This window comes from Spirosoma sp. KUDC1026 (assembly GCF_013375035.1).
In the GTDB taxonomy this organism is placed as follows: Bacteria; Bacteroidota; Bacteroidia; order Cytophagales; family Spirosomataceae; genus Spirosoma.
The window spans coordinates 5743342-5756898 of record NZ_CP056032.1; the positions used below are offsets into that span (position 1 = coordinate 5743342).

The 13557-nt window shown below is 52.1% G+C and carries 11 protein-coding genes; 6 read left to right on the plus strand and 5 right to left on the minus strand.

What is annotated here, in order from left to right; all coding sequences use genetic code 11:
* Window positions 1–75 precede the first annotated feature (75 nt).
* The gene (locus tag HU175_RS24320) at window positions 76–288 is read right to left on the minus strand and encodes a hypothetical protein (RefSeq protein ID WP_176569036.1); all 213 of its coding nucleotides are present in this window, start codon (window positions 286–288) and stop codon (window positions 76–78) included.
* 241 nt (window positions 289–529) lie between these two features.
* Here HU175_RS24320 and HU175_RS24325 point away from each other — a divergent pair, with 241 nt between their 5' ends.
* The 4 genes from HU175_RS24325 to HU175_RS24340 all read left to right on the plus strand — a co-directional run bounded on the left by HU175_RS24325 (window position 530) and on the right by HU175_RS24340 (window position 5002).
* Window positions 530–742 carry a hypothetical protein gene (locus HU175_RS24325; RefSeq protein WP_176569037.1) on the plus strand — a complete coding sequence of 71 codons (213 nt, stop codon included), beginning with the start codon at window positions 530–532 and terminating at the stop codon, window positions 740–742.
* Window positions 743–896: 154 nt separating this feature from the next.
* Entirely contained in the window at window positions 897–2438 is a 1542-nt protein-coding gene (locus HU175_RS24330) for a YifB family Mg chelatase-like AAA ATPase (RefSeq protein ID WP_176569038.1), read from the plus strand.
* Between the two features lie 147 nt (window positions 2439–2585).
* Window positions 2586–3581 (plus strand): ScyD/ScyE family protein, encoded by a 996-nt coding sequence (locus tag HU175_RS24335; RefSeq protein WP_176569039.1) that lies wholly within the window; start codon window positions 2586–2588, stop codon window positions 3579–3581.
* Window positions 3582–4132: 551 nt separating this feature from the next.
* Window positions 4133–5002 carry a flagellar motor protein MotB gene (locus tag HU175_RS24340; RefSeq protein WP_176569040.1) on the plus strand — a complete coding sequence of 290 codons (870 nt, stop codon included), beginning with the start codon at window positions 4133–4135 and terminating at the stop codon, window positions 5000–5002.
* A gap of 74 nt (window positions 5003–5076) precedes the next feature.
* On the opposite strand, the gene HU175_RS24345 is transcribed toward HU175_RS24340, so the two are convergent.
* Window positions 5077–5847, minus strand: coding sequence for a lipoprotein signal peptidase (locus HU175_RS24345; protein ID WP_176569041.1), 771 nt, complete (start codon window positions 5845–5847; stop codon window positions 5077–5079).
* Between the two features lie 135 nt (window positions 5848–5982).
* Window positions 5983–7209, minus strand: a complete 1227-nt coding sequence (locus HU175_RS24350) for a proline dehydrogenase family protein (RefSeq protein WP_176569348.1) — start codon at window positions 7207–7209, stop codon at window positions 5983–5985.
* A gap of 254 nt (window positions 7210–7463) precedes the next feature.
* On the opposite strand from HU175_RS24350, the gene HU175_RS24355 reads away from it, so the two are divergent.
* Window positions 7464–8567 carry a chorismate mutase gene (locus tag HU175_RS24355; protein WP_176569042.1) on the plus strand — a complete coding sequence of 368 codons (1104 nt, stop codon included), beginning with the start codon at window positions 7464–7466 and terminating at the stop codon, window positions 8565–8567.
* A gap of 79 nt (window positions 8568–8646) precedes the next feature.
* On the opposite strand, the gene HU175_RS24360 is transcribed toward HU175_RS24355, so the two are convergent.
* Together HU175_RS24360 and HU175_RS24365 are read right to left on the minus strand one after the other, a co-directional pair.
* Complete coding sequence (locus HU175_RS24360) at window positions 8647–9570, minus strand: DUF4249 domain-containing protein (protein ID WP_176569043.1); 924 nt, start codon at window positions 9568–9570, stop codon at window positions 8647–8649.
* A 2-nt stretch (window positions 9571–9572) separates the two neighbouring features.
* Entirely contained in the window at window positions 9573–11957 is a 2385-nt protein-coding gene (locus HU175_RS24365) for a TonB-dependent receptor domain-containing protein (RefSeq protein ID WP_228724265.1), read from the minus strand.
* 258 nt (window positions 11958–12215) lie between these two features.
* On the opposite strand from HU175_RS24365, the gene HU175_RS24370 reads away from it, so the two are divergent.
* Window positions 12216–13553: an NAD(P)/FAD-dependent oxidoreductase gene (locus tag HU175_RS24370; protein ID WP_176569349.1), complete on the plus strand. Its 1338-nt coding sequence runs from the start codon at window positions 12216–12218 to the stop codon at window positions 13551–13553.
* Window positions 13554–13557: the final 4 nt, after the last annotated feature.

The following is a 13557-nucleotide window of genomic DNA, read 5'->3' on the forward strand; positions in this document are numbered from 1 at the left end:
TTAAAACCTGGTAGTAAGTAACGGAGCTAATCTGGCTTCTATCCGGTGGCAATGCTGCTGATTTGTGAGCCATGCCTAGTTATCGTGCAGACGCCGGTTCGCCTGCAGTTGCTGAGCCAGCTCGTCAATCAACTCCTGTTGAGTCTGTATTTTCTTTTCGTATCGATTGACCATTGCCTGCTGTTTTTGCCAGCCCACCCGATTCAATTCTTCTAACTGATTCATTCGGTTAGTCAATGTCTGAATCGTTCGCTGCTGATCGGCCGCTTTCTCTCGCATTGAATCCATCCGTCGTTGAAGCAATCCAGCTGCACCCATTATCACCATCACAATCATTCCCACTATGAGCATAGCCAAATATGCGTAAGTTTCTCGCTTTACAACAGGTGTTAAACAGATATTTAAGACCTATTCTGATGTAAGGCGAATAAAAGTTAGTTGCTGCAATGTCGAGGATGAGCAACAAAGGTCGAACAAACACCCTACTCATCCTGTATACTACACAAAAACAAATTCAATCTCTCCGATCATGAGCAAGACCCGCAAAGACCGCTCGGACATCCAAGTTGGTAATCTGGAAAAGAAACACGACTTAGTACCAGGAACTGTCCGTAACCCTGACCAAACGGATGCTCGCTCCGATAAGGAGCTAGGTAATCTTCAGCGTGAGTATGGCGAAGAAGCGTTAAAGAGCACGCTTGACGCAGACAACCAGTCTTTGCCAGACGAACCAACCGACTAGGCGGTCGCTGGCTTAGTACGTAGAGAGCTGGGTATATTGGGGAAGGGGCGGTAAAACAACTTTATCTTCCCCTATTCCAATCAATACTTTTTTTCCGGCAGTTCAGACTGTAGTTTTGGTGCATATCGCCCCACCCGTACACGTATAATCGATCATGCTTGCCAAAACCTATGGCGCTGCCGTTTATGGCGTCAATGCCAGCCTTATTACTATTGAAGTCGTTGTTGCTCAGGGACTCCACTTTCATCTGGTCGGTCTGCCCGACAGCGCCGTTAAGGAAAGTGAGCAACGCGTCGAAGCTTCTCTTAAATTTTTCGGTTACCGAATGCCCCGGCAGAAGGTAGTCGTCAACCTGGCCCCCGCCGATGTGCGCAAGGAAGGGTCAGCCTACGATTTGCCGATTGCGCTTTGCGTCCTACAAGCTTCCGAACAGATCAGTACCAAACGCAGCCTGGAAGATTACGTTATCATGGGCGAGTTAGCCCTCGACGGTACGCTACGTCCTATCAAGGGTGTCCTTCCTATTGCCATCGAAGCGCGAAAGCGGGGTTACAAAGGGTTTGTCCTGCCCACCGAGAATGCGCAGGAAGCGGCCATTGTCAACAACCTGGATGTGATCGGCGTAACAAACATGCAGGAAGCCGTCGAGTTTTTTGAAGGCAAGAAAGATATTGATCCGGTGGTAAGCGACACGCGCGATCTATTCCTGAGCCAGATCAACGCGTATGACGTTGATTTCTCACACGTGCAAGGACAGGAAAACATCAAGCGAGCGCTGGAGATTGCGGCTGCTGGTGGGCACAATGTCATTATGATTGGTCCGCCGGGAGCAGGCAAGACGATGCTGGCCAAACGTCTGCCAACCATTCTGCCTCCGCTCACCTTGCAGGAAGCGCTGGAAACAACCAAAATTCATTCGGTAGCGGGCAAGCTGGGTACCAGGGCCAATCTGATTGCGACCCGGCCGTATCGCGCTCCCCACCATACTATTTCCGACGCGGCTCTGGTAGGTGGCGGTAGTTTTCCGCAACCGGGCGAAATTTCCCTGGCGCATAACGGCGTACTGTTCCTCGATGAGTTGCCCGAGTTCAAACGCTCGGCGCTGGAAGTGATGCGTCAGCCGCTCGAAGATCGGAAAGTGAGTATCTCGCGGGCCAAATGGGCGGTGGAGTTTCCGGCCAGTTTTATGCTCATCGCCAGCATGAATCCCTGCCCCTGCGGCTATTACAACCACCCCGAAAAAGAATGCGTCTGCGGGCCGGGCGTCGTTCAGAAATACCTGGCCAAAATCAGCGGCCCCCTCCTCGACCGAATTGATCTGCACGTTGAGGTGACACCCGTATCGTTTGATCAGATGACTGCCAACCGACCTGCCGAGTCCAGCGAGATCATCCGGGAGCGGGTCATCCGGGCGCGGGAATTGCAGACGGCTCGCTTTGCCGAACAACCAGGAATTTATTCCAACGCTATGATGCCTTCGCAGATGGTGAAAGAGATTTGTCAGATCAATGATGCCGGGCGGGCCCTGCTCAAAACGGCAATGGTACGTTTGGGGCTCTCCGCCCGCGCCTACGACCGGATCCTGAAGGTATCGCGTACGATTGCCGATCTGGCGGGCACGGAGGAAATACGTATCGAACACTTGGCCGAAGCCATTCAATATCGCAGTCTGGACCGGGAGAGTTGGGCTGGTTAATACTTGACTATTAATACCATACGATCTTTTTATAACCGATTACTATAAATTAGTTCTTTTTCGCAGAATTGTTGCGATAGTTTGTGGCTCAACCTTGTCGGCTTGGTTTTCAGCGGTTGAGAACTAGTCGGCGTTTTCCGAAATCATATGCACAAACTCTTCAACACTGCTCTGATTGCCAGTCTCCTGTTCCTGGCAGGCTGCTTGGATCACCGCGAATTGACCTCCCCTTCTCAACTCCGGGTAGAAGACTACGCCACCGGTCTGGCGGGTCCTCTTGGTATGGCTATGGACCCCAAAGGTCAGCTCTGGGTTACGGAAGTAGCCACCGGGCGGGTTTCTGTTGTTACGCCCGACGGAAAGAGTTATCCCGCTATTACCGGATTTACGGTTGCCCTGAGTCCGGAAAACATGCCCGACGGTCTCAATCACCTGGCCTATCGCGACGGCTGGCTGTACATTTTGCATGGCGTCGACGATAAGCTGTACAAAGTGAACGTCAGTTCGTTCAAACCCGGCGATCAGCCGATGATGGCCAGCAGCCTGGCCAGCGAGCCTATCGGCCAGTTTGTCGTCGACTATAAGTTTGCGGAAGATACCGGCGAGTCGAACCTGTATAACCTCACGTTTGCGCCCAACGGCGACATGTTTATTGCCGACGCAGCCGCCAATGCCGTTATTAAACGGACGCCATCTGGCACACTGAGCGTTTTAGCCCCCATTCCGGGAATACCGAATCCGACGGCGGTTGGCCCACCCAACGTGCAGGCGGTACCCACCGGCGTGGCATTCGACGGGCAGAAACTGCTGGTAACAACGCTGCTTGGCTTTCCTTTTCCAGCGGGTAAAGCCCGGATTTATCAAGTTGACATGGCTGGCAACGTATCATTGTTTCAGGAAGGTTATACCAGCTTAGTCGATATTCTGCTGGGCGCCGACAAACGACCAATCGTTCTGAGCGTAGCGCAGTTTGGCCAGATGGGTCCAACGCCGAACACAGGTACGATTACCCAGTTTGCCAGCGGGCAAAACACTACGTTGCTCAGCGGCCTGAACCTACCGACCGATCTGGAAGCCGGAGCCGCCAACACGTTTTATATGACTAGCCTGGGTTCGGGTAAAATCCAGAAGATTACGTATTAACCCGTTCCAGTTGTTAGTTTTTATCGTGCCGACGTCTTATAAGAAGAACGTCGGCACTTTTTTTTTCGGGATTTACGGAACGTGAGTAGCGTTATTCTGGTACCAACAAATGTTGCCTTATGCATCTGAAGCTTGAGACCCAACTCCACGATTGACCGATACAAATAGGGTGCTTACGATTTTTTCGTCTGCCCGTTAAACTTGTTTTGTTCCTGCGGCCTTCCGTGAAGCCGAGCCCGTCAGGGCAATTCGCTTTGAACCTTACGCAGACGACGATGTACTCGCTAATTTCTTCACGAATGTTCGTGATAGCAGCCAGGAAATTTCGGCTAAAGCAGGAGTTGAGAAGAGCAGTACTACTGGTACGTTAGAAAAATACACGTAAGTATATTTACCTGATAGTCAGACTTTTTTCACAGCAATTGGGGAGTTTGTTGACCATTTCGGTTAGAAATTCTTATTTTTGTGGAATGGTTTAGCCTGCTCACTGGGGTGAATACCAGTCAAACCTAACTTTTCGTTACCCTTCTAACAAGTCCAAAATTAATTGTATGAAACGCGTATTAGTAGTTTTTGCCGCCGTGGCTATGCTTTCTTCCTGTGGTAGTAAGAAACGGTTGGCTGAAATCAAATCTCTTCAAGAAGCCCGCGATAAAGCAGTAGCTTCCTTAAATGATTGTGATCAGCGTACGGCTGACCTGCGTTCGCAACTGACAACAAAAGACGCTGACCTGCAAGGCAAAACGAAGCAGGTTGGTGATTTACAAGCCCAGATTGATTACCTGAAAAAGACAAATACCAACCTGCTCGACCGCATGTCGGATCTGTCGATTGTAAGTAAGTCTGGCGCCGAGAGTATCAAAAAGTCGCTCGAAACGCTGAATGAGCAAACCAAATACACCAATAACCTGAACGCATCGATTCAGCGGAAGGACTCGATCAACCTGGCGCTGGTTATGAACCTGAAACGGTCGCTGGACGATGTAAATGATCAGGACGTAACGGTTGAGGTAAAGAAAGGGGTTGTGTATGTATCGATCTCCGACAAACTGCTGTTCCGTTCGGGTAGCTACGATATCACCACGCGCGCCGAGAACGTACTGGGCAAAGTAGCCAAAGTTGTTAACGACCACAAAGAGCTGGACATCTTGGTAGAAGGCCATACGGATGCTGTCCCCATTTCGACGGCGTCGATCAAAGACAACTGGGACCTGAGTGCTCTGCGGGCTACGTCGGTTGTCCGGACGCTGCAAACCAAATTTGGTGTATCGCCAGAACGGATGACGGCCGGTGGCCGCTCGGAGTTTTCGCCAAAAGATGACAACTCTACGTCGGTTGGTCGTCAGCAAAACCGCCGGACGGAGATCATCATCACGCCGAAACTCGATCAGTTCTTTAACCTGCTGTCGAACGGTAAATAATCAATTGAATCACTTAATATGAAAAAGCCCCGCTGGCAATTGCCAGCGGGGCTTTTTCATATTAAGTGATTGCGTTATAGCTTATCTTCTTCTTTCGTTTTTGGCTCGTCCGTATCAACCGAGGAAGCCGACGTGACAGTGTTATCGTCGGGCTCAGTGGACGGCGCCTTTTCCCCTTCTTCAGCCAGATACTCGGTTGTTGGTAATACTTCAGCTTCAGTAGCATCCGGGCCAGACGCAGGTAGCAACCCGCCCTCTGCCGATTGCTCACCAAAGAAACGACGCTGGAAAAACAGGATGATACAAACCCCAATGAAGATACAGGCATCGGCCACGTTGAAGATCGGCGTCGAATAATATTGTCCTCCCCATACCGGTACCCATTCGGGAATAAAACCTTCCCAGACGTCAATAAAGATCATATCGATCACCTGCCCATGAAACCAGGGCGTTGGAGAACCATAGGGTGCGTTATTCAGAAAAACCCCGTAGAACGTACTATCAATCACATTGCCGACAGCTCCGGCCAGAATCATCGCCATCGCCCAGAGTAGACCATTGGGAGCGCCCCGATGCGCCAGGTACACCAGGTAATAGCCAATGCCTACCATAGCAAACAGGCGGAAAACGCTCAGCAATAATTTGCCGTACTCGTAGCCTAACTGCATACCAAAGGCCATACCCGGATTCAGTACGTAGTGCAGCTTAAACCAGTCGCCAATCAGATTGATCTGACCCGCAAAGCCGGGAGCCATGTAGTAATGAACGCCCAGCTTAACGCCCTGATCCACGGCAATCAGCAGTAAGGTCAGTAAAAAAAACTTAAGGGGATTTTTCTGAATCATGATGCAAAGATAGAAGACCCAGCCTGATAGGTACTAAAAGAAATACGGAGGGTCTGGCGTCGGCGTTGATCCGGGAAAGTCCGTCGATCAGCTCCGGCAACCATGCCCTCCGTATGTGCGTATCTGTACGATAAATTACTTGCAGCTTTTACGCCGGCACAACTCGTTAGCGACCAGCGTGAATTCCCGGCTGCTCTGACCAGCAATAGACTTGTTCTCGTCGGCTCGCCGGAATAGATATGGCATTACCGCTTCAACAGGACCGTAAGGTACGTATTTCGCCACATTGTAGTCAGCACTGGCCAGGTTGTACGAAATGTTATCGCTCATGCCCAGCAGCTGGGCAAAGTAAACGTGCGGATCATTCGCGGGAATACCCATTTCCTGCATCCGCCGAACACAGTACTGACAGCTGTACTCGTTGTGCGTACCCAGGCAGATCGACAGGACATCCCGGTTTTCCAGCGCGTAATCAATAGCCGCGTTGAAATCACGATCTGTATCCTCTTTCGTCGCCTGGATGGGATCCTGGTACTCGTCTTCGTGCGAGCGTACCCGTTCCTTTTCCATGTAAGCACCCCGAACCAGCTTGGCCCCCAAGTAGTATCCTTTGGCACGCGCTTCTTCAGTATCGCGACGCAGGTGAGCCAAACTTTCCCAGCGGTACATCTGATACGTATTATAAACAATAGGCCGCTCGTGGTTATAGCGATCCATCATCTCATACGAGAGCGTATCGATGGTATCCTGAATCCAGCTTTCTTCGGCGTCGATAAAGATCCGCACGTTCCGCTCGTGAGCCCGGCGACATAACGTATCGACCCGCTTCAGCACCCGGTCAAATTCGGCTTTCTGCTCTTTATTAAGCGAGTCGCCAATCTGTACGGCTTCCAGTAATTCGGTCGATGCCAGTCCGGTTACTTTGAAAACAGAGAAGGGAATATCAGTCGCTTCGCTGGCGCGCTCGATGGTACGCAGAATCTCGAGCGTGGTTTCATCAAAGCTTTTTTCGGTTTCTTCCCCCTCGACCGAATAGTCGAGAATGGTCCCGATATGAGCCTTGTGCAGTTGCTGGATGGTGTGCTCCGAATCGCGGATGCTCTCGCCCCCGCAGAACTGCTCAAAAATGGTATTCTTAATAAGGAATTTGATGGGGAGATGTAAACGCAGGGCGATCTTTATGAAAAAAGTCCCTAAATTTACCAGCCATCCCTTATTCATCAACGCAAATAACCAGTAGGTCTTTCGAAGTTTGGAATTCGACTGGGCAGAAAAGGCAATCGAAGTGTCTTCAAATGAAACTGGCACTGCTTCCGTTGGCCGTTCGACGGTTTCCGGAAAAAGATTACTTCGGTTCGACATATCAGTGCTCCGTTTTGACGGTGCTACTTCCATAGCGTTAGGTGCGTGTCGGTTAACACGGTCGAAATATATAACGAAATTTCGGCCTATCCGTTAAGCTCACCGGCGCGGCTTGTTCGACAAATTAGAAACAACAGTAGAAAAATAAAGGAACTGACCTGAAAAACAGTCAATTCCCTTCGCAAATATACCATAAATTTGCATCAAAAAGTTCCTTATAGAGTACCTGGTTATTGACCAATTACGCGTTTTGTATGAAAGTAGAATTAACCGTAGAACCGCTTGGATCCTGGATAGATACCAACGGCAAACCTCTGATTATCGCTGGTCCGTGTAGCGCTGAAACCGAAGACCAGTTAGTGGAAACTGCCCGTCAGTTGAAAGAGCTGAACGCGGTGCATGTGATTCGGGCGGGTGTATGGAAACCCCGTACCCGGCCGGGCAGCTTCGAGGGTATGGGCGAAGCCGCTCTCCCCTGGATTCAGCGGGCGAAGGCGGAAACGGGTCTGCCGTTTGCCGTTGAAGTAGCGACGCCGGAACACATTGAGCTGGCGTTGAAATACGGTGTTGATATTTTGTGGGTGGGTGCCCGGACAACGGTAAACCCATTCAACGTTCAGGAGATTGCCGATGCCCTGCGTGGCGTTGACGTACCTGTACTGGTTAAAAACCCGGTTAATCCGGATCTGGCCCTGTGGGTCGGTGCTTTCGAGCGTCTTGCCGGAGCCGGCATCACGAAACTGGGCGCTATTCACCGCGGATTTGCGACGGGCGAAGCGACCAAGTACCGGAACGTACCGATGTGGCAGATGGCCATCGAACTGAAATCGATTTTCCCACAACTGCCAATCATTGGCGATCCCAGCCACATGGCCGGTAAGCGGGCCTACCTCAACGAACTGGCGCAGATGGCGATGGACCTCAACTACGACGGTCTGATCGTTGAATCGCATATCGATCCCGATAAAGCATGGAGTGATGCTGCTCAGCAACTGACACCTGCCGCGTTCGGTGAAATGCTCGATCATCTGCAGATCCGCCAGGTTGAATCACAGAATCTGGAATTTCAGAGCGTAATGGAGCAAAGCCGTCGGAACATCGACAACGTTGACCGGCAGATCGTTGAGATGCTGGCGGCCCGGATGGCACTGGTTGAACGCCTGGCTGAGTACAAACGGGATAATAACGTTACGTTGTTCCAGCCTGATCGCTGGAAAGAAATCCTGCAATCGCGGGCCGACCTGGGTAAGAAACTGAATCTGTATCCAGAAGTAGTGGAAGAGATTTACAAAATCATCCACATGGAGTCGATCCGGAAGCAGACCGAAATCATGAACAGCTCGGTGCAGAACGCCTAAACCGAACGCTGGTTTTGTCAAATCCCTCAGTTCGGCACGAACTGAGGGATTTTTTGTTGCTACTGGCCCAGACAAAGCTTCACCGGCTTACCCTCAGTCGCATGGTGGAGCGGTTATAGCCCGCAAAGCACCCCAGCCCACCTTGTATGTTAGACGGAATAAGCACCGGCTCGGCAAAGGGATTACCGGACGACTGCGCCTGCAGCCCCGCGGCAGTCTGGTACTGGTAATACGTTTTCTCGATATTCAGCAGGTTGACCGTAACAATTGCATCCCGGAACCGGCTCGAAAAACTACGCTGGGCCGCCGGGCTATTAACGTCGATTCGGCTGATATACGCCCGTTCCGAAAAGATCTGGTCCCCGTCCCGGTTCTCGTCAGATTGCAGACTCCCGTTCGCGGCATCAAAGCGGACGTTACGGTACTCCCGACGACCGGCCGAGTCGGCATTAATGAACTGAAACAAACCGGTTAGCTGATAGTAGTTTGCCTGATTCGGCTGGTCGGTCCAGCTGGCGTGGACGTAGTAGCGTTTCTGTTGATTAAAGAATTGATTGATGATAGCCGAATCAAACGCAATACCATCCAGTCTGACAATACTGGGAATGGTACAGCTGCTTTCGGCCCGCTCACCACCAGGGGTCTGCACCACCAGTTTGTACGTCCGGCCGGCAATAATAGGCAGGAACCGGGCCTCAATGCTGTAATAGTCTGCCGTGTTGTTCTTATTATTCAGAGCAACTAATCGGCCACCTTCCTGAATGGTAACCACGGCGTTTTGAATGTTCTGGGTAGCGCCTGTATTAATGCTGTCGCCCAGCACCGTCCGGGAGCGGGATACCTTCACCGCCAGCACCGTGTCCTGCGGGGACAGGAAGCCCGTAACGACGAGTTTGCCCGACTCCCGGTTCAGAAACTCCGGGTTTACTTCCGTGCGCAGACTACCGCAGCCCGTTAGCAGGAACAAACAACCGATTAGCCACCAGCCGTATTGTAGGTTCATGATCAAAATGTAAAATTATAGCTGATAGACGGTACAATCGGGAATACAGAATACCGGTACAAAGCCGTTCGCGGAGCCTGACCTGTTTGATTGACCGATTCGAGCTGGTAGAAAAATGGGTTCCGGCGGTTGTAAAGGTTATAAACGCTTATCTCCCAGGTCCGTTCGTGTCGTTTTTTTTGCTTGTGGAATTGCAGGCTCAGATCCATCCGATGATACGCTTCGGCACGGAAACTGTTTTTTTCGGTTCCGTAATCCTGCACCTGTCGGTTGCGCTGCAATAGCCGCTGCACCAACCCGCTGCTCGTACTGAAGGGCGTACCACCCGGCTGGTACGTATCGTACAGTCCCACCGGCACGGTCAGCGCCTGCCCGGTACCGTACACCCAGGTCGACGAGAGCGTGATGCCTTTGCTCAGTTCGTAGATACCCACCAGCGAGATGTCGTGTCGTCGGTCGTAGCGGGGGAAATAAGGACGTCCGCCGTTCAGCTCCGCAAACTGCCACTGCGTCCAGGACAGCGTGTAGCCCAGCCAACCCGACAGGCGACCTACTTTTTTCTGTAACAGCACCTCGGCCCCGTACGACCAGCCCCGCCCGGTCGTTACGTTATCCTCCCAGCTAACCGGGCGAGTCGACGTGGGATCGGAGATGAGCAGAAAACTGGCGCCCTCGCGGTAGTTGATGATGTTCCGCATGGTTTTGTAATACCCTTCGACGGTTAGCGTCAGGCCTTTGGTCAGCGCACCGGCTCCGGCAAAATCTTTGGCTATTCCAGCCGCTACCTGCTGGGACTGCTGCGGCAGGACCCGGCCCGTGGTAGGCACCCACAGATCCGTTGGCAAGCCGATACCCGTGTTGGACAGCAGATGTACGTATTGATTCATCAGTGCGTACGACGCTTTGACCGACAAGTTGGGACGTAGCGTGTAACCCATCGACAGCCGCGGCTCGGGCCGCAGATACCCCGCGTTCTTCTGCTGAAAATGACTCAAACGCACTCCGCCGTTAATTCGCCACCGATCCGACGGACGCCAGTTATCTTCAACGTACACGCCCGATTCTACCGCGTCGATGGCCTCAACCGTCGAGGTAAATTCGGCATCACTGGCGTTCTGAAGCACCACGGCGCTGGGCGTGAACCGGTGATAGATCGTCTGCACGCCTGTCCGTATTGAGTGCTGGGGCGTTGGGTAAAAATCAAGATCGTACTTCAGCGAGAAATCCCGGATGCCCGAACTGTACCGCAACGAAAACTGGTCGGCGGCATTCACCTGCGTGCTGGGTTGATCGGACGAAATCTGTAGTTTGTAATCGCTGAAAATCAGTGACAGGTTCGAGAATAACTTCTGGCTGAACAGGTGATTCCACCGGAAGGTACTGGTAGCATTCCCCCAGCCCAGACTGACATCGGTACCCGCCGACTGTTCACGCGCGTAGAACCGATCCCGACCGAAATAGCCGCTCAGGTACACCTTGTCTTTTGGCCCCAGGTCATAATTGGCTTTCACGTTCAGGTCGTAAAAATAGTAGCCCGCCTGCGTTTCGCCATTGCTCTGCGCCCGGATGATCGGAGCCGTAATGGCATCCAGATACGTACGCCGGCCGGAAACGACGAACGAACCTCTGCGGTTTTTAGTCAGCGGTCCTTCCAGCATCAGCCGTGACGAGATCAGACCAATACCGCCTTCACCGTGCAGTTTTTCGCGGTTGCCGTCTTTCATGTTCAACTCGATCACCGACGAAAGCCGACCGCCAAACCGCGCGGGGAAGCCACCTTTGGTTAGCTCAATGCTTTTGATAGCGTCGCCGTTAAAGACCGAAAAGAAGCCGAACAGGTGATTGGCGTTGTAGACAATGGCGTCGTCCAGAATAATCAGATTCTGGTCGGGTCCGCCCCCACGCACGTAGATACCCGTCTGTCCTTCTGAGCCTTTTTGTACGCCGGGCATCAGCTGCAGCACTTTCAATACGTCCTTTTCGCCCAGAAAGGCCGGAATTTTCTTGATCTGCGTGATCGGAATATCAATCTGGCTCATCTGGGCCGTTTCGCTCACTTTTTCGTCCGTCGCCTGCCCCGCTACGTTGACCTCGGCCAGTTGCTGTCCAGGTTGCAGGCTGATGTTCAGGCTGGCGTTTTTCTGCAACGCGACCGTTGCCTGCCGGGTGTTGTAGCCCACAAATGAGAAGGCCAGCCGCACACTGTCGCGGGCGGGCAGGGTGAGCGAGTAGAACCCGTACGTATTGGTTGTGGTACCCGTCGATGTACCGGGAATATAGACATTTACCCCAATCAGCGCTTCCTGACTACCCACCTCCCGGACGTAGCCGCTGATGGTGTTTCGACCGGCCGACGACTGCGCCCTGGACAGCTGCGCAGCAAGCATTAGTAAACTCACAAAAAGTATTCGTACCGGCATGCTAAAAAGTGAATCGACAGGTATAGGCAAACCAGCGTCAGGCCGGTCATTCGGCAGGGGCTTTTCCCCATTCTTAATTAGTTAACAGCGCTTATAGAAGTATTCGTATAACAAAACAAAGGCTGGCTGGGTGAATTGCTCACTTTTACGGAATATGCGGAACAAAACGACTAATTACCAAGTACTATTATAGGAATATCTGGCATGAATACAGACGAAATTGCCATGCTTCAATACGACAAACTCTCTTTAAATATACCTGACACTACCAAGCCCCGCGTTGTCATCATCGGCGGTGGATTTGGCGGTATGAATCTGGTTAAAAGCCTGCGTGACATGGACATGCAGGTTGTCCTGTTCGACAAACAAAATTACAACGGTTTCTGGCCGCTGCTCTACCAGGTAGCAACAGCGGGCCTGGAACCCGACGCTATCTCAGAACCTTTCCGGAAGATGTTCGACGGTTACGACGATTTTCACTTCCGGATGGTACGGGTCAATAAAATTGATCCCGCCAGCAAGACCGTCACAACGCTTATCGGCGATCTGACTTACGATTATCTGGTTATTGCCAGTGGCTCCAAATCCAATTTTTTTGGCAACAAAGAAATTGAGAAATACGCCTTCCCGCTGAAGACCGTACCCGAAGCACTCGACGTACGGAGTCAGTTTCTGCAGTGCTTCGAGCAGGCCAGCATTACCGACCCCGAAGACCGGCAAAGTCTGCTGAACTTCGTCATTGCCGGCGCCGGTCCAACAGGCGTTGAGATGGCGGGGTCGCTCGCCGAAATGCGGAAGAATGTCCTGCCGAGCGATTATCCAGGACTGGATTTCACGCAGATGAATATTTACCTCGTGGAGGGGCTAGGCAAAGTATTGCCGCCGATGTCCGACGAAGCGGGTAAGAAGGCACAGTCTTATCTCGAAAGCCTGGGTGTCAATATTAGACTGAACACGTTGGTTGAATCATACGACGGTACGACCGTTACGTTCAAGGGCGGAGAACAGATCAAAACGCAGACGCTGGTCTGGAGTGCCGGTGTTACGGGCGCGTTGATTGACGGTTTACCCGAAGCATCTGTTGAGCGCGGCCGGATTCTGGTCGACCCCATTAATCAGGTACAGGGACTGAAAGACGTCTTTGCCATCGGTGACATCGCTCTGATGAAGCTGGAGAAATACCCGAAAGGGCACCCTGGCGTCGCACAGCCCGCTATTCAACAGGCGCAGCACCTGGCGAAAAACATTCGCCGGATGCGTAAAAACGAAAAAACCGAACCGTTCGAGTATTTCGACAAAGGGTCGCTGGCCATTGTAGGACGGATGAAAGCCGTGGCTGATCTGCCGGGGAACATGACCCTGGGTGGCTTCTTCGCCTGGATGGCCTGGCTGTTCGTTCACATCTGGTACCTGGTTGGTTTCCGGAGCAAGCTGATTGTTTTCAGCAACTGGATGTACCGCCTGTTCACCTACGAGCGCGGTACGCGGATCATCATCCGACCGTACGTTCGTAAGGATGACAAAGCCGGTCAGGAGTTCGTCGTCAAAAACCAAATGAGCTAAATTT

Bases quoted from the DNA above. Each gene is read 5' to 3' on its own strand.
- HU175_RS24320 (WP_176569036.1), bottom strand. From the start codon at position 288: ATGGATTCAATGCGAGAGAAAGCGGCCGATCAGCAGCGAACGATTCAG.
- HU175_RS24325 (WP_176569037.1), top strand. From the start codon at position 530: ATGAGCAAGACCCGCAAAGACCGCTCGGACATCCAAGTTGGTAATCTG.
- HU175_RS24330 (WP_176569038.1), top strand. From the start codon at position 897: ATGCTTGCCAAAACCTATGGCGCTGCCGTTTATGGCGTCAATGCCAGC.
- HU175_RS24335 (WP_176569039.1), top strand. From the start codon at position 2,586: ATGCACAAACTCTTCAACACTGCTCTGATTGCCAGTCTCCTGTTCCTG.
- HU175_RS24340 (WP_176569040.1), top strand. From the start codon at position 4,133: ATGAAACGCGTATTAGTAGTTTTTGCCGCCGTGGCTATGCTTTCTTCC.
- HU175_RS24345 (WP_176569041.1), bottom strand. From the start codon at position 5,847: ATGATTCAGAAAAATCCCCTTAAGTTTTTTTTACTGACCTTACTGCTG.
- HU175_RS24350 (WP_176569348.1), bottom strand. From the start codon at position 7,209: ATGTCGAACCGAAGTAATCTTTTTCCGGAAACCGTCGAACGGCCAACG.
- HU175_RS24355 (WP_176569042.1), top strand. From the start codon at position 7,464: ATGAAAGTAGAATTAACCGTAGAACCGCTTGGATCCTGGATAGATACC.
- HU175_RS24360 (WP_176569043.1), bottom strand. From the start codon at position 9,570: ATGAACCTACAATACGGCTGGTGGCTAATCGGTTGTTTGTTCCTGCTA.
- HU175_RS24365 (WP_228724265.1), bottom strand. From the start codon at position 11,957: ATGCTTGCTGCGCAGCTGTCCAGGGCGCAGTCGTCGGCCGGTCGAAAC.
- HU175_RS24370 (WP_176569349.1), top strand. From the start codon at position 12,216: ATGCTTCAATACGACAAACTCTCTTTAAATATACCTGACACTACCAAG.